At 48.7% G+C, this 22786-nt stretch carries 18 protein-coding genes and 1 riboswitch; of the genes, 14 read left to right on the top strand and 4 right to left on the bottom strand.

What is annotated here, in order from left to right:
• Window positions 1-382 precede the first annotated feature (382 nt).
• From AC2T0J_RS00750 to prsR, 11 genes are all read left to right on the top strand, one after another.
• Entirely contained in the window at window positions 383-1570 is a 1188-nt protein-coding gene (locus AC2T0J_RS00750; protein ID WP_489808301.1) for a methyl-accepting chemotaxis protein, read from the top strand.
• Between the two features lie 28 nt (window positions 1571-1598).
• Window positions 1599-1964: a response regulator gene (locus AC2T0J_RS00745; RefSeq protein ID WP_489808300.1), complete on the top strand. Its 366-nt coding sequence runs from the start codon at window positions 1599-1601 to the stop codon at window positions 1962-1964.
• Between the two features lie 27 nt (window positions 1965-1991).
• Window positions 1992-3962 (top strand): chemotaxis protein CheA, encoded by a 1971-nt coding sequence (locus AC2T0J_RS00740; protein WP_489808299.1) that lies wholly within the window; start codon window positions 1992-1994, stop codon window positions 3960-3962.
• Window positions 3959-4465: a chemotaxis protein CheW gene (locus AC2T0J_RS00735; RefSeq protein ID WP_489808298.1), complete on the top strand. Its 507-nt coding sequence runs from the start codon at window positions 3959-3961 to the stop codon at window positions 4463-4465. The genes AC2T0J_RS00740 and AC2T0J_RS00735 overlap by 4 nt, the downstream gene beginning before the upstream one ends.
• Window positions 4466-4560: 95 nt before the next feature.
• The gene (locus tag AC2T0J_RS00730; RefSeq protein WP_489808297.1) at window positions 4561-7611 is read left to right on the top strand and encodes a methyl-accepting chemotaxis protein; all 3051 of its coding nucleotides are present in this window, start codon (window positions 4561-4563) and stop codon (window positions 7609-7611) included.
• A gap of 1 nt (window position 7612) precedes the next feature.
• Window positions 7613-8455, top strand: coding sequence for a CheR family methyltransferase (locus tag AC2T0J_RS00725; RefSeq protein ID WP_489808296.1), 843 nt, complete (start codon window positions 7613-7615; stop codon window positions 8453-8455).
• Window positions 8445-9038, top strand: coding sequence for a chemoreceptor glutamine deamidase CheD (gene cheD, locus AC2T0J_RS00720; RefSeq protein WP_489808295.1), 594 nt, complete (start codon window positions 8445-8447; stop codon window positions 9036-9038). The genes AC2T0J_RS00725 and cheD overlap by 11 nt, the downstream gene beginning before the upstream one ends.
• A gap of 16 nt (window positions 9039-9054) precedes the next feature.
• A complete protein-coding gene (locus tag AC2T0J_RS00715) occupies window positions 9055-10101 on the top strand; it encodes a protein-glutamate methylesterase/protein-glutamine glutaminase (protein WP_489808294.1) in 1047 nt (348 codons plus the stop codon).
• A 131-nt stretch (window positions 10102-10232) separates the two neighbouring features.
• Window positions 10233-11357 carry a beta-ketoacyl-ACP synthase III gene (locus tag AC2T0J_RS00710; protein ID WP_489808293.1) on the top strand — a complete coding sequence of 375 codons (1125 nt, stop codon included), beginning with the start codon at window positions 10233-10235 and terminating at the stop codon, window positions 11355-11357.
• 130 nt (window positions 11358-11487) lie between these two features.
• Window positions 11488-13512 carry an XrtA/PEP-CTERM system histidine kinase PrsK gene (gene prsK / locus AC2T0J_RS00705; RefSeq protein ID WP_489808292.1) on the top strand — a complete coding sequence of 675 codons (2025 nt, stop codon included), beginning with the start codon at window positions 11488-11490 and terminating at the stop codon, window positions 13510-13512.
• A gap of 39 nt (window positions 13513-13551) precedes the next feature.
• Window positions 13552-14913 carry a PEP-CTERM-box response regulator transcription factor gene (prsR, locus tag AC2T0J_RS00700; protein ID WP_489808291.1) on the top strand — a complete coding sequence of 454 codons (1362 nt, stop codon included), beginning with the start codon at window positions 13552-13554 and terminating at the stop codon, window positions 14911-14913.
• 32 nt (window positions 14914-14945) lie between these two features.
• Here prsR and AC2T0J_RS00695 read toward each other — a convergent pair whose 3' ends face one another.
• The 3 genes from AC2T0J_RS00695 to AC2T0J_RS00685 all read right to left on the bottom strand — a co-directional run bounded on the left by AC2T0J_RS00695 (window position 14946) and on the right by AC2T0J_RS00685 (window position 18194).
• Window positions 14946-17087 carry a tetratricopeptide repeat-containing diguanylate cyclase gene (locus AC2T0J_RS00695; RefSeq protein WP_489808290.1) on the bottom strand — a complete coding sequence of 714 codons (2142 nt, stop codon included), beginning with the start codon at window positions 17085-17087 and terminating at the stop codon, window positions 14946-14948.
• Between the two features lie 149 nt (window positions 17088-17236).
• On the bottom strand, window positions 17237-17539 hold the full coding sequence (locus tag AC2T0J_RS00690) for a replication protein RepA (protein ID WP_489808289.1): 303 nt from the start codon (window positions 17537-17539) through the stop codon (window positions 17237-17239).
• Window positions 17499-18194: an AAA family ATPase gene (locus AC2T0J_RS00685; RefSeq protein WP_489808288.1), complete on the bottom strand. Its 696-nt coding sequence runs from the start codon at window positions 18192-18194 to the stop codon at window positions 17499-17501. Before AC2T0J_RS00685 ends, AC2T0J_RS00690 begins: the two co-directional genes overlap by 41 nt.
• A 105-nt stretch (window positions 18195-18299) precedes the next feature.
• A riboswitch (cyclic di-GMP riboswitch) is annotated at window positions 18300-18384 on the bottom strand.
• 253 nt (window positions 18385-18637) lie between these two features.
• Here AC2T0J_RS00685 and AC2T0J_RS00680 point away from each other — a divergent pair.
• Entirely contained in the window at window positions 18638-19384 is a 747-nt protein-coding gene (locus AC2T0J_RS00680; RefSeq protein WP_489808287.1) for a glutathione peroxidase, read from the top strand.
• Between the two features lie 404 nt (window positions 19385-19788).
• Here AC2T0J_RS00680 and AC2T0J_RS00675 read toward each other — a convergent pair whose 3' ends face one another.
• Window positions 19789-20136, bottom strand: coding sequence for a putative quinol monooxygenase (locus AC2T0J_RS00675; protein ID WP_489808286.1), 348 nt, complete (start codon window positions 20134-20136; stop codon window positions 19789-19791).
• 190 nt (window positions 20137-20326) lie between these two features.
• Here AC2T0J_RS00675 and AC2T0J_RS00670 point away from each other — a divergent pair, with 190 nt between their 5' ends.
• Both AC2T0J_RS00670 and AC2T0J_RS00665 read left to right on the top strand, forming a co-directional pair.
• A complete protein-coding gene (locus AC2T0J_RS00670) occupies window positions 20327-21631 on the top strand; it encodes a M20/M25/M40 family metallo-hydrolase (protein WP_489808285.1) in 1305 nt (434 codons plus the stop codon).
• 87 nt (window positions 21632-21718) lie between these two features.
• Window positions 21719-22750, top strand: a complete 1032-nt coding sequence (locus tag AC2T0J_RS00665; RefSeq protein ID WP_489808284.1) for an alpha/beta hydrolase — start codon at window positions 21719-21721, stop codon at window positions 22748-22750.
• The last annotated feature ends 36 nt before the right edge of the window (window positions 22751-22786 follow it).

The following is a 22786-nucleotide window of genomic DNA, read 5'->3' as shown; positions in this document are numbered from 1 at the left end:
ACCTATATAACGAAGCCCGGCACTGCCGGGCTTTTTTGTCACAGCAGTCATTGTTAAACGTTGCGTAAATCAGCCCTGTCAGATTGTTCTTTAGTCTAATCTCACTTTCCCTCCTAATTTCCAATGCCCTGATTTAAAGAGGTTTATCTGTTCGCCGATGACTTCTTTGCCGGTCTGCTTAAAAATTAACCTTGCCAAGCGATGAAGGTGGCACTACTATTCTTATTGTCGCAAATGTCACTTAATTCGCATTTTAAATAAAATGCACAAAAGATTTATTAGTGGTTGTTGTAACGTATGCGAATTAAACAGTGTATAGGCTGAATATTTAAGCCGCTTTGCTCAGTGCTTTTAGCGACTGGCAAAGGGATAAGAGGTAGATATGACAGAGTTAGTCAGTTCGTTAAAGCATCCAGTCAGCTTCAGGGGAAGCTGGTTTTGGTTATTACTTATTGTACTTTTGGTTTCCTGGTGTGCTGCATATACGCAACAGGTCGCGCTGTCTCTGACTGTTTTATCGATAGCTGTTATGGCTTCAGTGGCCAGAACCGCGCGCGATCAACAGTTACTGAAAGAAACGGAGGTAGCGCTTGCGGTCGAACGCAATCCTAAAGAGCCACCCTCGCAGGTACCTGAACGCATGCAGCGGATCAACAGCTCGCTGTGTGAGTTGTTGAGCGAATGCGAAGTGAACATAAATCGGGTTAAGTCAACTCAGGATGATGCTGTTGAAACCCTTTCCTCTGCCTTCGCCTCCCTGCGCTCTTTAGTGGAAGAACAAAATCAACTGACTTACGCACTGCTTAAATCCGACGCCAATAGCGACCAGGTGTATGCGGTTCAGTTACAGCAATTTGTTGAGGAGACCGACCAGACTTTGATGTCTTTTATTGGCACCAGCGAGCAGATCACTCACTCAACCCAGTCTCTGATGACAGAAGTCGACAATATTTGTGAAGCCATGCCAACCGTACAAAAAGCGCTGAGCGATATAGACGCCATTTCCTCACAAACCAACCTGCTTGCGCTGAATGCTGCCATTGAAGCAGCCAGAGCAGGCGAAGCCGGAAGAGGGTTTGCCGTGGTGGCTGATGAGGTACGCAAGCTGTCAACCCGCTCTACCGAGTTCAGCGGTGTGATTACCCAGCAAATGAACATGATTGGCGAATTGATCGTGAAACTCGAAAAAGAAGCCCGCTTCGTTGCAGAGATGGATGTGAGTAACGTTATCAGTAAGAAAGATCACATTAAGGAACAGTTGCTGAATATTGCTGAAAAAGCCCGCAAAGACATGTCCGTTACTGAACAGCTTGAAAGCCTGAATGGCCAGTTTACCGCCACTATCGGTAATGCCATTCGTGGCATGCAGTTTGGCGATATTAACGGGCAAAACCTGATACACACCGGCGGCATCCTGTCGATGGTCAAAGATCAACTGGAGACCCACGATATGGCGCACATTGAGGCACAAATTGAAGATTACCAGGGGCAGTTGGTTGCCAAAGGCCAGCTCGACCACAACCCCGTTTCGGCATCATCGATGGATGCCGGCGACGTGGAATTATTTTAACTAAGTCATATCACGCAGAGGATATCCCATGAGCAAAAATATTCTGGTTGTTGATGATTCAGTCTCTATTCGTCAGATGGTGGAGGCTACATTACGGGCAGCGCACTTTAACGTGACACTGGCAGAAGACGGTCAGGATGCACTGGATAAATGCAGCCGCGGCCAGTTTGACTTTGTACTGACCGATCAGAATATGCCGCGTATGGATGGCTTGTCTTTAATCAAGGCACTGCGCGGTAAAACACAGTTCAGTAAAACGCCCATCGTTGTACTGACCACTGAATCCAGTGACGAAATGAAACAAAAGGGCAAAGCGGCTGGTGCCACCGGCTGGATGGTAAAGCCATTTTCACCGGATGTATTACTTAACGTCCTCAAACGAGTTTTGGGTTAATTCAGCCAGACGGAAGCAGAGGTAAGTATGTCTATAGATGTCGAACAGTTTCATGGCGTGTTCTTTGATGAGAGTGAAGAGCACCTGCAGGCAATGGAAGACTTGCTGATGACCATTGACGTGGATGCACCGGACATTGAAGAACTCAACAGTATTTTCAGAGCGGCCCACTCAATCAAAGGCGGTAGTGGAATTTTTGGCTTTGACCGGTTAACCGGTCTTACCCACATTATGGAAACCTTGCTGGATAAGGCACGTAATCAAATCATAGAGTTGGATACGGCCATTGTCGATCTGTTCCTGGAAACCGTGGATATTCTCAAAGCCACGTTGACGGCTTATCGTGAGCAACAACCGCTTCCGGAGGCTGAGATTGCAGCCGGCATTGCGCAACTGGAGACTACCCTTAGTATCCTTGACGGGGCACCGAAGGCAGGCTCCAATCCGCGCCAGGATACCATTGAGACAGATGACGGTTTCGGATTCTTTGATGACCTGCCAGAAGTGGACAGCTCCAGCGAAAGTGTTGAGACATCGGCAGATACTGATGATTTATTTGGCGATCTTGCTTTTGGTGCTGACTCGCAACGTGCTACACCGGCTACGTCACAGACAACTAACGAGGAAGAGGATGGCTTTGGTTTTTTTGATGACATCCCAACACCTGAAGTTAACAACGAAACGCAAAGCGAAGAAGCCTTTGGTTTCTTTGAAGAGCTACCTGAGCCACCCAAACCGTCTGTGGCGAATGTAACACCTATTCAAACTGCGGCGAAAAAGCCCGCGGCCAAAAACAATAGCAACTCAGCTAAAGAGTCCGGCTCTATCCGTGTTGATACGGCCAAAATCGACGGCATGGTTAATCTCGTCGGCGAATTAGTGATCACGCAGTCAATGTTATCCATGATTGGTCGCGATATTGACGGTCAATCCGGCGAAATGCTGCAAGCCGCCATCGACGAGTTACAGCGTAATACCCGGGAAATTCAGGAATCCGTAATGTCGATGCGCATGTTGCCGGTCAATATGACGTTCAACCGGTTCCCGCGCGTGGTCCGTGATTTATCACAAAAACTGGGTAAACAGGTGAAACTGGTCATCGAAGGCGGTGCTACGGAAATCGATAAAAGTCTGATTGAGAAGTTGGTCGACCCACTTACGCACCTGGTGCGCAACAGCATCGACCATGGTATTGAGTCTCCGCAAACTCGCGCCGGTGCGGGGAAGCCAGAGTCTGGCACTGTTATCCTTAGTGCGCAGCAAAAAGGCAGCAGTATTATTATCAGCATTAGTGATGATGGCGCGGGCTTAAATCGTGAGCGCATTATGGATAAGGCTTTACAAAATGGCCTGCCGGTGTCGCTGGATATGCATGACAGCGAAGTCTGGCAACTCATTTTCCAGCCCGGTTTTTCCACTGCAGCAGAAGTGACCGACGTGTCGGGTCGTGGCGTGGGGATGGATGTGGTGCGCCGTAATATCGAATCTATCGGCGGGCGCATTGAAATTGAGTCAACCCTGGGTAAAGGTTCAACATTCAATATTCACCTGCCGCTTACTCTGGCAATCGTGGATGGCATGTGCGTTACCGTTGGCGAGCAAATCTTCGTTATGCCACTGCTTAATATTATTGAGTCTTTCCAACCCAAACCGGAACAAATTCAGACCATTGGCAACGATAACGTGTTGTGGATCCGTGATGAATACTGGCCTCTGGTGCCGCTGCACCAAATGATGCAGGTCGATGATGCCATAGCAGAACCCACTGAGAGCATCATTGTGTTGCTTGAAAGCGGTAAAAACCGCTTCGGCGTGCAGGTTGATGCGCTCATGGGGCAACAACAGGTTGTGATTAAAAGTCTCGAAAAACATTACAAAAAGGTTGCTGGCGTAGCCGGCGCAACCATTATGGGCGATGGCAAAGTGGCGTTGATTATTGACGTCGACTCCATGGCCCAGTCCTGCCAGTTAAACATTAAACATGAGGTGTGTGCATGAGCGATTCAACCTTACAGCAATCACCCGTGGCATCCAATGAAAAGGAATTTCTGAGTTTTGTACTGGGCAAGGAGCACTATGCCCTGGATATCACGACGGTTAAAGAAATACGGGGCTATGAAGCAGCGACGAAAATCGCTAATGCACCGGCTTTTATTAAAGGCGTGTTGAATCTGCGCGGCGATATCGTGCCGATTGTGGATTTACGCCTCAAGTTCAACGTGGGTGAAGCCATTTATAACGAATTTACCATTGTGATCATGCTGCATGTTCACGATCGAATTGTCGGGATTGTGGTGGATGGTGTGTCTGACGTGGTGCGACTCACCGACGAGCAAATTTTACCGCCCCCTGAGTTTGGCGTGGCGTTTGACAGCCAGTATTTACACGGGTTGTCTGAGGTGGATGACACCATGGTTATTCTGGTCAACATCGAAAAGCTGATCACCAGTGATGCACTGGCCCTGGTGGACAACAGTCAGAGTATGTCCCTGGCCGGCTGAATATAGCTAGTCCAGGCAAAGTTTTAAATTACTGAATTTTGCGTGAGGGCACAGGTAACGCCTGCACGCAGCAAGTTAAAATGGTGGAGTAAATCATGGGTGTATTAAATATTTTCAATCAGGAAGCCCTGAAAAAAGCACAGCAACAAGCATTGGTTCAGAACAACGCGCTGGATGCCAGCTCATCTTGTCTGATGGTACTTAATCACGACGGTATTATCACTTATACCAACCCGGCGTTGCGCAATCTGTTCAGATTACGTCAGACTGAACTGCAGGCAAATGGCGGCCAGTGGCAGACTGAAATGCTTACCGGGCAGCATTGCAGCGTGATCAAATCAGATTTAAGCAACCGTTTGCTTGACGCTGGTCAGAAACAAACCATTACTATTGGTGAGTGTGCGCTGGAAATTAATGTGACCGCTGTACCAGGACTGCACGGTAAGATCGAAAGCTACGTACTGGAGTGGTTTGACGAGCAGGAACACCAACTAGCTTTTGGGAAGATCGCTGCCATGGAGCGTTCACAGGCAGTGATCGAGTTCAAAACAGACGGCACTATTGAACATGCCAATGATTTATTCCTGAGCGCAGTGGGCTATCGCCTGGAAGAAATCAAAGGGCAGCATCACAGCATGTTCGTCGACCCGACTTATGCACGCAGTGGTGACTACAAAGCATTCTGGCAAACCCTGCGCAGCGGCGAGTTTCACAGTGGTGAATACTGCCGCTTCGACAAACACGGCAACACCATTTGGATTCAGGCCAGCTATAACCCGGTGCTTGATCAGGACGGTAAAGTGGTCAAAGTTATCAAATTTGCGACGGATATTACTGCCGAGAAAGTGCGTAATGCGAATTTCAGCAGTCAACTTGCCGCTATCAGTAAATCCCAGGCGGTTATCGAATTTGCTCTGGACGGCACCATTTTAACGGCTAACGAGAATTTTCTGGCCACTGTTGGTTACAGCCTTGAAGAAATCAAAGGTCAGCATCACAGTAAATTTGTTAGCAGTGGCCATGCTGCCAGCCCGGAATACGCCAGCTTCTGGCAGAAATTAAAAGCCGGGCAGTTTTTTGCTGGTGAATATCAGCGCTTCGGTAAAGAGGGCAAAGAAATTTGGATCCAGGCCAGCTACAACCCGATTATGGACTTAACCGGCAAGCCGGTTAAGGTGGTTAAATATGCAACCGATATTACTGAGGAGAAACAGCGCAACGTCGATTTTTCCGGCCAGCTGGAAGCCATAGGTAAATCTCAGGCCATCATCGAATTTACCCCGGATGGCACCATTCTATCTGCCAATGAGAACTTCCTGAATACCGTTGGCTACACGCTGGAAGAAATCAAAGGCCAGCATCACCGAATGTTTGTTGCAACCAAAGAGCAAAACAGCTCTGCTTACAAGTCGTTCTGGAATGACCTGAAAAACGGTAAGTTTGCCTCGGGTGAATTTAAACGTATCGGTAAAAACGATGAAGAAATCTGGATCCAGGCCTCTTATAACCCCATTTTTGATATGAACGGTAAGGTGTTTAAAGTGGTGAAGTACGCCACCAATATCACCGCTGAAAAACAGAAAAATGCCTACTTTGAGGGGCAACTGGACGCGATTGGTAAATCGCAGGCGGTAATCGAGTTTGATCTGGACGGCGTTATCCTCAATGCGAATGAGAACTTCTGTAATGCACTGGGGTACAGTCTGGATGAAATCAAAGGCAAGCACCACAGTTTGTTTGTTGAAAAAGATTATAAAAACAGTGCCGAATATGCCGCGTTCTGGGACAAGTTAAATAAGGGGATCTACGCCTCCGGTGAGTTTAAGCGCATTGCCAAAGGTGGTCGTGAAATCTTTATTCAGGCCACTTATAACCCGATTTTGGATCAAAACGGCAAGCCCTTCCGCGTGGTCAAGTTCGCTACCGATATAACGGCCCGCACTAAAGCTGTGAATGAAATCAAACACATCATGCACTCGTTGTCGAAAGGTGATTTAAACTGCAGCATCGAACAGGAATTTGAAGGCGATTTTAAAGAGCTGGGAATTGCGACCGACCAGTTTATTAAAGACATGCGCACTACCATTATGGACATAAAAAACGTGATGACGCAGTTGGCGGCTGGTGATTTAACCTGCAGCATTGAGCACGAATTTGAAGGTGACTTCCAGGTGCTCGGCGAAGCAATTAATCAGTTTATCTTTACTATGCGCTCTACCATCGGCGAAATTAATACCGCGGTAGAGACCATTAATACCGCGTCATCAGAAATCGCCTCCGGAAACGCAGACCTGTCATCCCGCACGGAACAGCAGGCTTCAAGTCTGGAAGAAACCTCTTCAAGCATGGAAGAGCTGAATGGCACGGTCAAACTGAATGCCGAAAATGCCGAACAAGCCAATGGTCTCGCAGCACAGGCGTGTGAAGTGGCTGCGCAGGGCGGTGACATGATTCGTCAGGTTGTCAGCACTATGTCGTCAATTAATGAGTCGGCTCAGGAGATTTCTGACATTATCGGTGTCATTGACGGTATTGCCTTCCAGACCAATATTCTGGCACTTAACGCTGCGGTGGAGGCTGCCCGTGCCGGCGAGCAGGGTCGTGGTTTTGCGGTGGTGGCCAGCGAAGTGCGAACGCTGGCACAGCGTTCTGCTGAGGCGGCGAAGGATATTAAAGAGTTAATTTCTGACTCAGTCAGTAAGATTTCTACCGGCAACGATCTGGTTAACCGCTCCGGCGATACTATGAACGAAGTGGTGAACTCCATTAAACGGGTTAACGACATTATGTCTGAAATTGCTGCAGCGTCAGTACAGCAGGCCTCGGGCATCGACGAAGTCAGTAAAGCGGTGGTGCAGATGGATGAAATGACCCAGCAAAATGCGGCTCTGGTCGAAGAGGCCGCGGCGGCTGCCGATAGTTTACGCCAACAGGCCAGCCAGTTATCTGACCGCGTATCGACCTTTAAACTGGATACCTCATCTGTAACGCCAGTGGGCATTGCAGCACCAACTCCAGCCAGGGCGCTGAATGTACCGCCGGTTGCTGCAAAGCTCAATGGTAGTGCTATGAATGGGCATAGAATGGCTGCGCCAGCAATGTTAAAGCCTGCGGTATCGGCAGATGATGAGTGGGAGTCGTTCTAAGATGGGCGCCGCAGCCTTACAGCATGAACGTGAGTTTGCGTTCCAGCGCGCGGACTTCGATAAAGTCCGCGCCAGCCTGATGCAAAAAGCGGGCATCAGGCTGACTGAGGGTAAGGACGGCCTGGTATATAGCAGGCTGGCCAGACGGATTCGCGCGTTGGGGTTATCCAGTTTTGCTGAGTACCTGGATTATGTGGATAGCTGTAAAACCGAACAGGAACAATTTGTTAACGCACTAACCACGAATCTGACCGCGTTTTTCCGCGAACCCCATCATTTCGACGCGCTGGCGAATTACCTGCAGCACCATCCGCATACCACCACTATCTGGTGCGCGGCCAGTAGCACAGGTGAAGAGCCATACTCTATCGCTATGGTAGTTGCTGAAGCGTTTGGTTCGTTTACAACGCCGGTAAAAATCATCGCCTCGGATATCGATAGCAATGTACTGGCTACAGCGCGAAAAGGCATCTATCCGATGCGTAATATCGAACAAATACCGCCGCATCGGTGTAAGGCGTTTTTTCAGCGGGGGCGGGGTAATCAGTCTGACAAGGTACGCGTAGTGAAAGAGTTACGCGACATGGTGGAATTCAGACAAATCAACCTGCAGCAGGCAGACTGGGGATTTAACCATGAGATCGACATTATTTTTTGCCGTAATGTGATGATCTATTTTAATAAGGAAACGCAACTTAAAGTGCTCAGCCGCATGGTGAGGTTACTGAAACCGGGCGGTCTTTATGTTGCTGGTCATTCGGAAAACTTTAACCATCAGACCCATTTGGTAAGGCCTATCGGTAAAACGCTGTATCAGCCAGTGAAAGCCACCAATGGCCAGTGATACGGAAGGGTTTATCGATCAGCCGGAACCTTATTTTGATCCCTACTTTCAGCGCGCTGCGGTGAAGCTTTTACCCGGTCAGTACTATGTTACAAGCGGAGAAACGATGATCGTGACCACTCTGGGTTCCTGTGTCGCGGCCTGTGTCCGGGACAGGGTGAGCGGTATTGGAGGAATGAATCATTTTATGTTACCAGCGGTGATCAGAGCCGACCAACAAACCGCAAAAACCTTTACCCGCTATGGCCAGTATGCCATGCAAACATTGTTGGAAACTATGCAAAGCATGGGCGCTAATCCGGCTAATTTTGAAGCTAAGGTATTTGGCGGCGGAAAAGTCATTGAGGGGTTTCAAAGTTGCGATGTAGGCACACAAAACGCGCGGTTTATTGAGCAGTACATGGCGTTACATCATATCCCAATTGTATCGCGGGATTTGTATCAGGATTATGCCAGGAAGGTGTATTTTTTACCCAGAACCGGGGTAGTCCAGATGCGACGGATTCGCCGGTTAAACAACACAACCATCCTTGAACGGGAAAAAGTGCATCGTTCCAGTCTGTCCCGTCAGGTTGTGGGATAGTTCAGCAGAGGTAGTTATGACAATAAAAGTGTTAGTCGTAGATGATTCGGCGTTAATTCGCCAGTTGTTAGCGCAAATCATCGATTCAACTCCAGGTTTGCAACTGGTTGGGGCTGCGCCAGACGCCTATGTGGCCAAGAAAATGGTATTGGAGCATGCTCCGGATGTCATCACTCTGGATATCGAAATGCCCCAGGTAAATGGCCTGCGTTTTCTTGAAGTCCTGATGCAGGCGCGGCCAACGCCAGTGTTGATGATTTCTACCCTAACCCAGGAAGGGGCAGAGGCGACCTTACGCTCGCTGGAGCTGGGGGCTATCGATTTTATACCTAAACCTAAACTGGGCGTTGCTCAGGGCATTAAAGATTATAGTGATATGATCGTTGATAAAATTCAGACCGTAGCCCGGGCTCATGTACGCAGACCGCGTCAACAGGCGATGACGTCGGCAGCCAGAGTGCAGTTTTCAGGCACTGAAAAAATACTCGCTATCGGTGCGTCTACCGGTGGTACAGAGGCGATTAAACATGTTTTAAGCGGTTTGCCGGGGAATGCGCCGGCTACAGTGATCACCCAGCATATGCCACCTGGCTATACGTCCACTTTTGCCAGACGACTGGACGCAGCCAGTGCTATGCAGGTTCGCGAAGCCAAAGGCGGCGAGCGTCTATTGCCTGGTTGTGCTTATCTGGCCCCTGGTGATAAGCATATGATAGTTGAGCGTAGTGGGGCCGATTACCGGATCCGTCTCGATGACGGAATGCGGGTAACCGGTCACAAACCGTCAGTAGATAAACTATTTGAGTCGCTGGTCAGCGCCGCCGGCAGCAATGTGGTGGCAACCTTGTTAACCGGCATGGGCAAAGACGGTGCTGCAGGCATGCTTAAACTGAAACAGACCGGCGCATCGACCTTTTGTCAGGACAAAGACTCCTGTGTGGTATTTGGCATGCCGAAGGCCGCTATTGAGTTAGGTGCGGCTGATCATGTGGTGAGCCTGGAGAAGATGTCAGCCAAATTGATTGATGAATTCGTTCGTATAGGCGCCGGTTCCCGCCTGTAAGGTATCGGGTCAATAAAGCGCTGGTCGATGACATTTGTGTGACAAAGGGGTAAGCTTAGCAAAACTCATTGGACCTGTTTGATTGCCCGTTGCCGGGGCTGACAGGCCATTTGCTAAAGAGAACCGATAACATGAACGCAAATGTCGTATTAAGTGGTGTGGGCCTGTGGACCCCACCCTATAAAATTACTAATCAGGAATTGGTCGAAAGCTATAACGCCTGGGCTGAGGCCTACAATCAGCAACATCAGGCCCGGATTGAAGCCGGAGAGCTAACCGCTAAACCGTTTTCCAGTGCCGAGTTTATTGAAAAAGCTTCCGGTATTAAAAGCCGCTATATCTATCGCAAGGACGGCGCGCTGGACATTGAGCGGATGCGCCCGGTGATCCCGGAACGGGGGGAAGGCGAGTTGTCTAACCAGGCAGAGATCGCCATTGAGGCGGCCAAACTGGCTATGGCCGATGCCAATAAAACGGCTGCTGAGATTGATGCCGTGATTGTTGCCTGTGCTTATACACAGCGTTCCTACCCGGCAATTGCCATTGAAGTGCAAAACGAGTTGGGCATTGACGGGTTTGGTTTTGACATGTTGGTGGCCTGTTCAGCGGCTACCTTTGGCATGCACCGGGCATGGGAAATGATTACGTCCGGCAATGCTAAATGTGTAATGGTGATTAATCCGGAGTTGGTCTCACCTCAGGTTAACTATACCGACCGCGACAGCCATTTCATTTTTGGTGATGTGGCCACGGCTACCATTCTGGAAACTGCCGAAACGGTTAATACCGACACTGCCTTTGATATCCTCAGCACCAAAGCTAAAACGGTTTATTCCAATAATATCCGCTCGAATTTTGGCTATATGAGCCGGGCCAATGATGTCGATCCTTTCGGTCCGGACAAGCTCTTTCATCAGGCTGGCCGCCGGGTCTTCAAAGAAGTCTGTCCCATGGCGGCTGAACACATTGCCAGCCACCTTAGCCAGCATGAGCTAACACCGGACACTGTTAATCGCTGGTGGTTACATCAGGCCAACATCAATATGAATACGCTGATTTGCAAAAAGCTGCTGGGCCGGAATGCCAGCAGTGAGGAAGCCCCTATTGTACTGGATGAGTATGCCAATACCGCTTCAGCAGGCTCGATTATCGCTTTCGCCCTGCATCATCAGGATCTTGCCAGTCAGGACGTTGGTGTTATTTGTTCCTTCGGCGCGGGCTATTCCATCGGCAGTCTGGTTGTCCGCAAAAGGTAGCTGGAAGCTACAGGCAGATTGTGATAGAAAATAACCAATAAATAGAGGGGGTTAAACTTTTCCTCTTTGGCAGTATCGATAAAATACTGCGGCCCACCACAACTGCCCCGGTGTAACAGTAGGACAACAAATGATTGCAGATATTGGCTACGGCCTGAATAGTATTGGTTACCTGGTATTGTTGTTACTGCTGTTTACTGTGCGTAAGCCGGGGCTGGCGAAATATATGCTTAGCCTTGCTACGCTGGTTACGCTGCTTTGGTCCCTGAGTTTTGTGTCGCTGTTAAGCGGCCCGTTAAGTGTTTTTCATCTGCTGCAGGCTGACACGATTAAGCAGGGCATTTGGCTGCTGTTTATTGCCAGTTGTCTGAAAAAGGATTTTGCCAATATCTGGCAGGTGTTGCGTCAACCGGCCACCTTGTTTGCCTTGCTGGTACCGGCCATTGCGTTATTAAGCCCCTGGTTTATTCAGGTCGATATCACCTGGCACTTCCTGATGCAAACCCTGATCGCGCTGGAAGTGCTTATTCTGCTGGAAGTGCTTTATCGTCAGGTTGGGCAGGATCAGTGGGCGTACAAGCCGCTGGCGTTGTATTTGGGGGCGACCAATCTGTTTGAATTTGTCTTTTATGCAAACTCCACCATGATTGCCAATGTGGAACCGGGGTTTATCGCCGCCCGCGGTTATATTTACCTGTTGATGTTACCGTTCCTGGTGATTGCTACACGGCGCATAAAGCACTGGGGCGTAAACATCTTTATCTCCCGGGATGTCGTGCTGCACAGCTCATTGCTACTGGTGGCCGGTGTGTATCTCTTTATCATGGCAGCCATGGGCTATATTATCAGTTACCTGGGTTGGAGCTGGGGCTCTACTGTGCAAATCATTCTGATTGCGCTGTCGCTGGTAATGCTGGCTACGCTGTTTTTATCGAATACCTTTCGCACCCGCATTAAAGTATTTATTACCAAGCACTTTTTTGCTAACCAGTTCGATTATCGTGAAGAGTGGGTCAAACTGACCAATGTATTGTCGCAAAACGATCAGTCTTTGCCCAGTGTGTATCAGGTGGCGCTGGAAGGCGTGATGGGCGCGATCAATTACGACAGCGGCGCACTGATCAAGAAGCAGGGGCCGGGCTTTCATGTGGTGAGCAGCCATTACTTTATGCCGCTATCCGAAGTGGAGGGTACGCTTAAACCCTTATGGGATTATTGCGAAAAAACCGGCTGGTTAGTCGATCTCGCTGAATATCGCACCAAGCCCTATGTTTATGAGGGCCTCATCCTGTCTAACGAAGTGGTCGAGACTACCCGTTTGCAACTGGTTATTCCGTTTATTCGCGAAGGTAAAATGTGGGGGCTGGCATTACTGTGCGCGGTGGATAGGCCGAAAGTGTCACTGAACTGGGAAGTGCGGGACTATTTAAATGCAGTAACTAACCAAATTGCGAATTTCATTTATCTGCATGAAGCGGCACAATCATTGGCAGAGAATGCACAATTTGCGGCGTTTAATCGCATGGCAGCCTTTGTTTTGCATGATCTTAAGAATGTGCTGGCACAGATAGACTTAATCCTGTGTAATGCTGAACAGCACAAAGGTAACCCTGAATTTATTGAAGATACCTTCGAAACCCTGCATCATACCAAAGCACGTATGGACAGGATGCTGCGCCAGCTTACTGAGAAACAGGTGGAAGAACGAGGCGCAGACGCCACGCACACCTTGTCGTTGTTAATTAAGCAGGTGATCGACAAGCGTTGTCAGTCATTATTACCGCTGCCGCAGGTAGTGATAAAAGAAGAAACCGACGTGGTGGTAGATCAGGATAAGTTTGCCAATGTGATGTATCATCTTATGAGCAATGCTCAACAGGCCTGTGCCGATGACGGTGAAATTGAAGTCATGCTAGTACTGGACGCTGAGCGACAGCACCAACTCGTGTTTATTGAAGACAATGGCACGGGGATGGATGAAGAATTTATCAAGCATCGCCTGTTCAAACCCTTCGATACCACTAAAGGTAATGCAGGGATGGGGATCGGGGCATATGATGCAAAAACCTATATGGAATCAATAGGCGGATATTTACAGGTACAAAGTCAGCCAAGCGTAGGCACCTGTTTTACCCTGGGTTTTCCCATTCAGTAACATTGCCTGTATCGAGCAGAATAAAAATGGAAACAGAGTATGAGTGACACCATCCTGGTAGTTGATGACGATTTAGGTATTCAAAAGCAGTTAAAATGGAGTTTAACCGACTTTAACGTGGTTTTTGCCGACGATCGCTCTTCTGCAATTGCACAGTTACGTCGGTTTGAGCCTAAAGTGGTCACTCTGGATCTAGGATTACCCCCCGATCCAGCCAACGCATCAGAAGGCCTGAAAACCCTGGAAGAGATACTGGCTCTGGCCCCCAATACCAAAGTCATAGTGGTAACCGGCAACAATGATAAGGACAATGCACTTAAAGCGATCGATTTTGGTGCTTACGACTTTTATCAGAAACCCATCGATTCCGACACAATCAAGTTGCTGATCAATCGCGCATTGAATCTGGCCAAGCTGGAAAATGAAAACCGTATTCTGGCTAAGACAAGGCCAGCCATGGGGCGGATAATTGGTAACAGTGATGCTATCCAGACGGTGATGCGCAAGGCCGAGAAAATTGCCGGTACCGACATTAGCACCTTACTATTGGGTGAAAGTGGTACAGGTAAGGAAGTGTTTGCCCGCACCATCCATGAACACAGTCCGCGTAAGGATCAGCCTTTTGTCGCTATCAACTGTGCGTCAATCCCTGAAAACCTGCTTGAAAGTGAGTTATTTGGTTATGAAAAAGGGGCCTTCACCGGCGCTAATAAAACCACCGTAGGTAAAATTGAAACGGCGCAGGGTGGCACGCTGTTTCTCGATGAAATTGGCGATATGCCCATTGGTTTGCAGGCTAAAATGTTGCGGTTCCTGCAGGAGCGGGTGATCGAACGGGTTGGTGGCAGAAGCGAAATTCCGGTGGATATTCGGGTGATTTGTGCCACCCACAGAGATATTCAGACGATGGTGGGTGAAGAAACCTTCCGTGAGGACTTATTCTATCGTATTGGTGAAATCCCGATTAATATTCCGCCACTGCGGGAGCGTGAACAGGATATCGTGTTACTGGCGCGTACCTTCCTTAATCAGTACCGCGAAGAGTTTAATGCCAAAGCCAAGAGCTTCAGTGATGGTGCTATAAGAGCCATGCTGGCCCACCGCTGGCCGGGCAACATTCGCGAACTGCAAAACAAACTTAAATCTGCCGTCATCATGGCTGAAGGTACGGTTATTCAGGCCGACGATCTTGGCCTGCTGGAGCCTTCGGATGACTTTAAAAGCGAAATCCTTAACTTGCGCGAGGTGCGGGAACAAGCAGAGAGTAAAGCCATCCGTAAAGCCTATCAGCGAGCTGACAAGAATATGTCTAAAACGGCGGAGTTACTGGGCGTAACCCGACCTACATTATATTCACTAATCGATAAGTACCATCTGGAAGATTTGAAAACCGGCGTTTAATGGCTATTGCGCCGGATGAAACTCGGCGCTGATTAACTGTTCTGTTCAGGCCACCTAATGGCAGATAAGTGGTTGAGAGAGGTTTGGACCCGGGTGGGTGGTAAATCAAATTTTTCTTCCAACCGCGACCTTGGCCCATCAGAAGCATCTGATTTCTCGCCGGTTAAGCCTATCCAGCAGTCTTTTCCGGACCGTTTTGCCGCATACAGGCATTCATCGAGCAAACCAAAGTAGCTATCCCAGTCGAGCCGCGCGGGTTCGCTGGGGTACAGGGGCAGTACACAAAAGCCAATCGAGCAGGATATGTGAAGACTATGCTGTTGGCTAACCTGGAAATCATGGTCGTCAATCCCCTGGCGCAGCCTGTCGGCCAGGGCAACGGCTTCAAGTCGATTGGTATTGCGGCACACAGTCAGAAATTCCTCGCCACCCCATCGTATCAGCATGTCTGAGGGTCTGAATACCGAACGCATCACTTTCGCTAAATCGGTTAAAATGCGGTCGCCCGCCATGTGACCGTAGGTGTCATTAATGTGTTTAAAATTATCAATATCGAGCAGAAAACAAAGCATGTCCGAGGGACTGTTTGTAAGCCTGTTCTCAGGGGATAACAGATACGCCTGCTGCGCGCGATTGATTTCTTGTGGTAACTGGTTATTAAGGTACTGACGATTGTACAGACCGGTTAGCGGATCCATCAGACTGGCCCGCTCCAGCGCAATGTAAGCGTCTTCTAGCTCCGCATTTTTCGATTCCAGTTCCTGCGTGCGCCGGCGAACTTCACGCTTTAAAAAGCGCGAACGCTGACTGTGGTTAAACCGACTCCAGATTAAAAACACCAGTAAGGTGACGGCAAACAACGACGCATAGAGCATCCGCACTTCCAGCTCCTGTTGTTCAGCCTGAGCCAACTGAATAGCCTGATTTTTGTTCAGTAGTTCCAGCGACTGTGCCTGACGCTCAACATCCAGCTGCGCTTGCAGGTACAACAGTGCCAGCGAGCGACGTTGTTCTAGACTTTGCTTTTCCAGCTGTTGTTGGCTTTTAAGGGCATTAAGCGCCGCGGAGTAATCTCCGTTTTGTTCGTGCATGTGCATTTTCACTGCTTCAAAACGGGCCTGAGTGAGTAGTTCGCCCCTTTCGATTGCTTGTTGCATACCAAGTTTAATGTGGTCAGTTAATGCCTCTTGATCTTTGCCGAGGTAAGCTTGCGCCAGGGTTAAATGCAGCTCGGTCAGCAGAGTTGTGCAGTTATATTCGGTTGCCTGCTGAAGTTTTGACTCAAGCAGTCGGATGCCAGCTTCTGGCTGCCCCTGTATCAGCAGTATACTACCCAGACTGGAATCAATCCTGGCCACATCGCATTGTGCTTCTAACTGGCTGAATTGCGCTTTGCTCTGCTCCAGGTGGCGCCGGGCATTATCATAATGTCCCATTTGAATATTGACCTGGCCAAGGTGATAATCGAGTTCGGCTTGCAGGGTTTTTATTTGCAGGGTATCAATCAGGACAGCGGCATCCTGCAGATACAGCATGGCTTCATCGTTTTTATCAATTTCACTGTACACCCTGGCTATCTGCATCAGCGTGGACGCAGTTGCCTGGCTGTTGTTTTCCTGTCGCAACAGCGGCAATGCTCGCTCTAGCTGGCTCAAGGCGCTCTCAAACTGACCTAACTGACGCAGGGAAATACCGACTTCCAGTTGCTGCAAGGCAATGCCATCGTAACGACCCTGTTGATGATAAATGTCCTTGGCGAGATTAAAATAACCCAGAGCGGATTGATAAAGCCCCATCATCCGGTAAGTTCTGCCGATATCCGTATACAAATCGGCCATGCCAAGAGGTTCTCTGGCGGCTTTAAAAAAATCCAGGGCACTTTGAAACTGCCTGAGGGCAAGCGGATAGTTATTTTTGATCAGTGATATGTGACCCATAGCACGAGCGCCCGTTGCAAAGGCCCGTTGATTCTGATCTGACTTGGACTGTTCCAACTGTTCGCGGATTTGGCGTTCGGCTTCGTAGATGTTGCCCTGATTAATCAGCTTACTGACGTTAAAACCGCTTGCATAAAACGAGAGTCCATCCATTGATATGTGGCGCACTGAATGCGCTAAGCTGGGTACAGAGCAGCACAGCAAAGACAATAACAGGCCAACACGGTTTAACTTCATTACTTTCTACACCGCCCTGTGACGTAAGACGCGCGACTCCATTACTGCGCTATCATGTCGTATTTATATTTAAGTTTACGCTTTTATTATGTGGTTATTTTGAGGTTCGTTTAATAAATAATCAATAGCGCAAGCCAGTTTTATTACGCTTAATCAAAACTGAGACTGGCGTAGCGCTGGATCCAGAGCCTGATCAGTTTTGATTTTGCTATCCCACTTTGGTCTGATAGTTGCTGCAGCTGCTCTATACATTCCTGCGTCAGGGTAAAGGTGGCTCTGCGCATTGGCTCGGCATGGGAGCTGTTAACCTGCCGCTCTGAAACAGCGGTAACAGGCATAACGACACCATTGGCATAGTGCAGTGCATCCTGAATAAATTCCTCAGCACTGACATTTTTCGTTGCGGTACGACTAGCTTGCGGCGTAGAGCGAGACAGGTTTATCAGACTCATGTTGTTCCCCTTTACGTCGGGCCAGTAACTCTTCAATGATACTGCGGATTTCCACGGCAGCTTTACCATCGGCTTCACTTTCAAGCACCGAACGACCGGACTCCTCAGAGTCGTCATACATGTTGCGGCTAAAGGTGACAGAATTTAATACCGGTACTTCAAAGGAGCGACAGACTTCTTTCGCTTCCAGAATCCTTGATGCCAGCGATGGTAAGGAAGGGCACTGAGTGATGACAAAAGCGGCATTCATGCGCGGGTTCACCATCTTACAGGTCGATAATATGTCTTCCATGTGAGGCACTGTTTTCAGGTCGCGGCGCTTAGGACGCAGTGGGATTAAGATATGGTCGGCAACCGCCATAGACGATCGTAGTGCCAGGTTATCCTGACCGCCACAGTCGATGACCACATAGTCGTAGCGTTCTTTAAGGCTTAACAGTTCATTACGGATCTTGCCGTAAAGCTGGATACAGTTGATGGAAGGTAGTTCTTCGTTGCTGCTTCGCTCCTGTGCCCAGTCAGACGTGGTTCGCTGTGGATCGCAATCCACCATCAGCACATTGGCTTTTTTCTCACAACGTAAATATACAGCGATGTTTTGTGCAAGACAGCTTTTGCCGCTACCACCTTTTTCACCACCCACTAAAATCATCATTGTTCAATCCTCATTAAGTAATCACAATTACGTAATAAAAAAGTGAACTGACTGTCAGCGTTGCAGGCTTGCCCGGGGGAAGCGAGCCGACGCCACTGCGCAGTGTTCGGTAACCCCGCTATCCTATCTGTTGACGTAGACCGGAGGTTTTGCGTCACTCATCTTTCGATGTGTTTTGCCTTTTTCATGTACTGCGGGAATGCTTGTGTAGCACCCGTTAATTTCTGAACAAATAATAGAGTATCGGGGGCTCAGCATCCATTCGTCAGGGGCATTGAAATCTATATTAAGGGATTGAAGTTTATACCCTTACCTTTTTTGATTTTCTTTTACTGTTGTATTCTTTATTTTTAATCGTTAATAGTGATTATATTGATTGGTATTTACCGCTGGTGCTCTGTGAGGTTAGGGTTATACTGATCTAAAATGTTAAGGAGAATGTGATGACACACCCCATTGATAAACCCTCTTATGAAGGGAAAAAAGTACCTGATGTAACCTTTGCCATCCGTGAAGGTGAGCAGTGGATTAATCGTACTACCGACGATATCTTCGCCGGTAAAACGGTTGTGGTATTCTCTCTGCCAGGCGCTTTTACGCCAACCTGTTCGTCGACTCACCTGCCACGTTATAACGAGCTGGCCGACACATTCAAAGATCACGGCGTAGATGAGATCGTGTGTATTTCCGTTAATGACACCTTTGTAATGAATGCCTGGGCAGCGGATCAGGAATCAGAAAATGTATCTCTGGTGCCTGATGGTAACGGTGAATTTACCGAAGGCATGGGTATGTTGGTGGATAAGGCCGATTTAGGCTTTGGTAAGCGCAGCTGGCGCTACTCGATGCTGGTAAAAGACGGCGTAGTGGAAAAAATGTTTATTGAACCGAACAAGCCTGGTGACCCGTTTGAAGTTTCAGATGCAGACACCATGCTTGAGTATATTGCGCCGAATGCGGTGAAGCTTGAACCGGTTTCGATTATTACTAAACCCGGTTGTCCATACTGCGCTAAAGCGAAAGCGTTGTTGCAGCACAAAGGCTTTAAATACGAAGAAATCGTGATGGGGCAGGGCGCTACGCTGACTACATTAAAAGCGATTAGCGGTCGAGACACTGTGCCACAGGTGTTTATTGGTGGTAAGCATATTGGCGGTAGCGATGATCTGGAAGCGTATTTCGCCGAATAGCGCCGAATTAATCTGATAAACACTCGTCAATTGGCGAGTGTTTTTGTTTTCGGTCCTAAACCACCTACTTCAGTAAGTGGTTATCGGGCTTTGCCCGTATAGCTATAAGTTAGCAAAGAAAGATGTTTATAGATTGTTGGACTCCCCGCAGCCCTTCTCAGTGAAAAGCGTTATCGTCCCTGGCAGAACAAATTAGACCGTCAATGACGGCACGTCCCTGTGCCGCATCGACTGAATCCTCATCGGTGATGATTCTTTTAGTTTGTTATGTATGCCAGAGACGATGACAACACTGAAGAAGGGCGCAAGTATTGTTCTTTCTTCGATTTAAATAGGGCCCCCTTATAGAGGGTTAACGCAGAGCCACCTTCTTTAGAAGGTGGATTTTTTACTTGCGGATTGGGTTACAGCTGAGGGGCGTCGAAGTCTTCTGGTTCATCGGTATAAATACTCACGTTCCAGTCTTCAGCCAATCCATCTTCAGCCTGGCAATAGGTGGCAAAGAAATCAGTGATTTCCTGACGCTGACAGTGTGCTTCAAAACTGGCCATATTGGCCCAGATCTCATTAAACGCAATGGGAAAGCTATTGCCTTCAGCGAATGGGCTGGTGATATGGCGGGTAACGATATACTGGATACAGCCATCTTCTCTCAGGGTATTGGGCTCCAGGTTCTGGAGCACTTTGAACAAGGCTTTTTCTTTGCCAGGTTTGGGTAAAAACTGGGCGCTACAATACACTTTCTTTGACATGAGTAATCCTTAACAGGCGTGGACTTTGTTTTTTAATAGTCTCAGTATGGCGATTCTGGTCCTGAAGTCAAAGGACGTATTAAAGGGTTACCTGCAATCTGTTTTTAATGGCCTTTTATCGTTATTCCTCTCGTTATCATCAATCGTTTTTGCCATAGTAGAAAAACACTTCAATATAGAGGCAAACACATTGAAACCTTCTTTTCTGACAACACTTACCTGCGCTACCAGTCTGCTGTTCTCACTGACAACTACCGCGGCGCTATCCGGCGACGAGCAGCAGATGGCTGATTTTATTGACGGTCGTAAAGGAGCGGCTATGAGCCTGCTGGAGAAGAGTGTCAACATAAATAGCGGTACCATGAACTTTAGCGGGGTGAGAAAAGTGGCCGAGCAACTCATGCCAGAGTTCGAGTCACTGGGCTTTGATGTTTGGTTTGAAGATGGCAAGCCCTTTAACCGGGCCGGGCACCTGGTAGCCAGGCTTGAAGGAGGCAAAGGGCCCAAAATGCTGCTGATTGGCCACCTTGATACCGTGTTTGAACCTACCAGTCCGTTCCAGACTTTTATCCGGGTGGACGACAAACATATTAAGGGGCCTGGCGTTGCCGATATGAAAGGCGGCAATATTATAATGCTGGAAGCACTGCGGGCACTCCATGCCGCCGGCAAGTTGTCGTCGATGAATATTATGGTGGTCATGACCGGCGATGAGGAGCTCAGTGGCCGCCCGTTAGCCCTGTCTAAGAAAGCCTTAATCGACGGCGCCAAATGGGCCGATATTTCACTGGGCTTTGAGAATGGTGACGGTAATCCGGCTACCGCCAATGTCTCGCGGCGGGGCTCGGTTGACTGGGTGTTAACGGTGAAAGGCACGCCGGCGCATTCCTCACAGGTATTTAAACCCACTGTGGGAGCCGGGGCGATTTATGAAGCCTCGCGTATCTTAACCAGTTTTTACGATAAACTGCGAAGTGAACAGTTACTTACATTCAACCCAGGAAGAATAATGGGTGGTACAGAAGTTTCTCACGATAAACTTACCAACAGAGGCAGCACATTTGGCAAAAACAATGTGGTCGCTGAACATGCCATTGTGACTGGCGATATCCGTGCGGTGTCCCAAGAGCAGTTAGTCCGGGTTCAGCACAAAATGCAGGCGATTGTGAAACAGAGCCTGCCTGAAACCAGTGCCGTCATAGAGTTTGGTGAGGGCTACCCGCCCTTATCGCCAAAACCGGGCAATCATGAACTGCTGAGTATTTACAGCAAAGTCAGTCAGGATCTTGGTCAGGGCAGCGTGGCAGCGGTTAATCCACTCAATGCTGGCGCCGCCGATGTCTCTTTCACCTCTGAATATGTAGAAATGGCCCTGGACGGTCTGGGTATGAGTGGCTCAGGTGGTCATACGGTAAATGAAACTGCGTTGGTCAGTGCATTACCTGCGCAGGCGAAACGTGCGGCTATTTTGATGTTACGACTGAGTGAGCGTTAACCCGCTATTGTTTTCCTGCTCATGATTGCAATTCACAGGCAAGGCCGCCATAGTAGGCGCCTTTGCTTCTTTTAATGGAGTCAACCAGTGAAGTCGTTGTTACATCTGGTCTGTCTGGCCACTACATTGTGTTTTTCTGCGCTGGCGACAGGGCAATCTCAGTTTGCACTGAATCAGTCATTTACCGCGCTTTACGAACAGGAACTCGGTAGTACGCAAAAGTGTCTGAGTTCATCCGCTAATCGTTATGCAGTGTGTTCACCGGCGCTGAGAGGCGATGGTAATGCACCATTTATTTTGTTTCAGCAAGCAGACAGCCCGATTGTTGTACTCACCCACGGGCTCAGTGACTCCCCCTTTTTCGTCTCAGCCATTGCCGATGAACTCTATCACTCCGGTTATACCGTTATCGCGCCGCTGTTGCCTGGACATGGTCTGAAAGACGCTGATGCCGCTATGGAAGATGAGCAACTGGCTGAGCGTTGGCAGGCACATCTGGCAGACGTAGTGGATCTTGCCCTGCAATCCACCGATAAAGTGGTGTTAGGCGGTTTTTCTACTGGCGGCGCGCTGTCGGTGGATTACTACCTGTCTAACCCGCAAAACGTGCAGGGAATTCTGTTGTTTTCCGGTGCGTTGGCGCTGAATAGCAACGTGGAATCACTGTCGAAGTTATGGGGTATAAAGACCCTGGCTAAGTTACTCGATGGCGATTATCAGACTGGCGGACCAAATCCCCAAAAGTATCCTAAGGTGGCAAGCTTTGCCGGTCTTGAATTAATGGAACTTATTCGCAATATCCGCGAACGTCTTGAGGAGGGAGCTCGGATAGAGGTACCGGTTTTTGTTGCCCATTCCCAGGCCGATCAGACCACGCCTATTGAAGGCGTACAAAACCTGTTGACGTATGTGGATGCGGATAACACCTTTTATGTTATCGATGAGCAATACCAGTTATGTCATGCCGATCTGGTGGTTAACCGTCTGCTGCTGGAAAAAATGGATTTTGATAAAAGTCGTGCCGATTTAAGCGAAACCTGTGCGATCCCTCAGGTAAACCCGCAGTTTTTCCCCATGGCCAGAGCGTTACGCGGATTTGTTGAGTTTGCCCTGCCGTAATGGCAGGGCTTAGTATACATTGAGTCGTGTGCAATA

Source organism: Alteromonas sp. ISO5, assembly GCF_058105165.1.
Note: the sequence above shows the minus strand (reverse complement) of the source record. Positions and strands in the feature narration are given on the sequence as shown.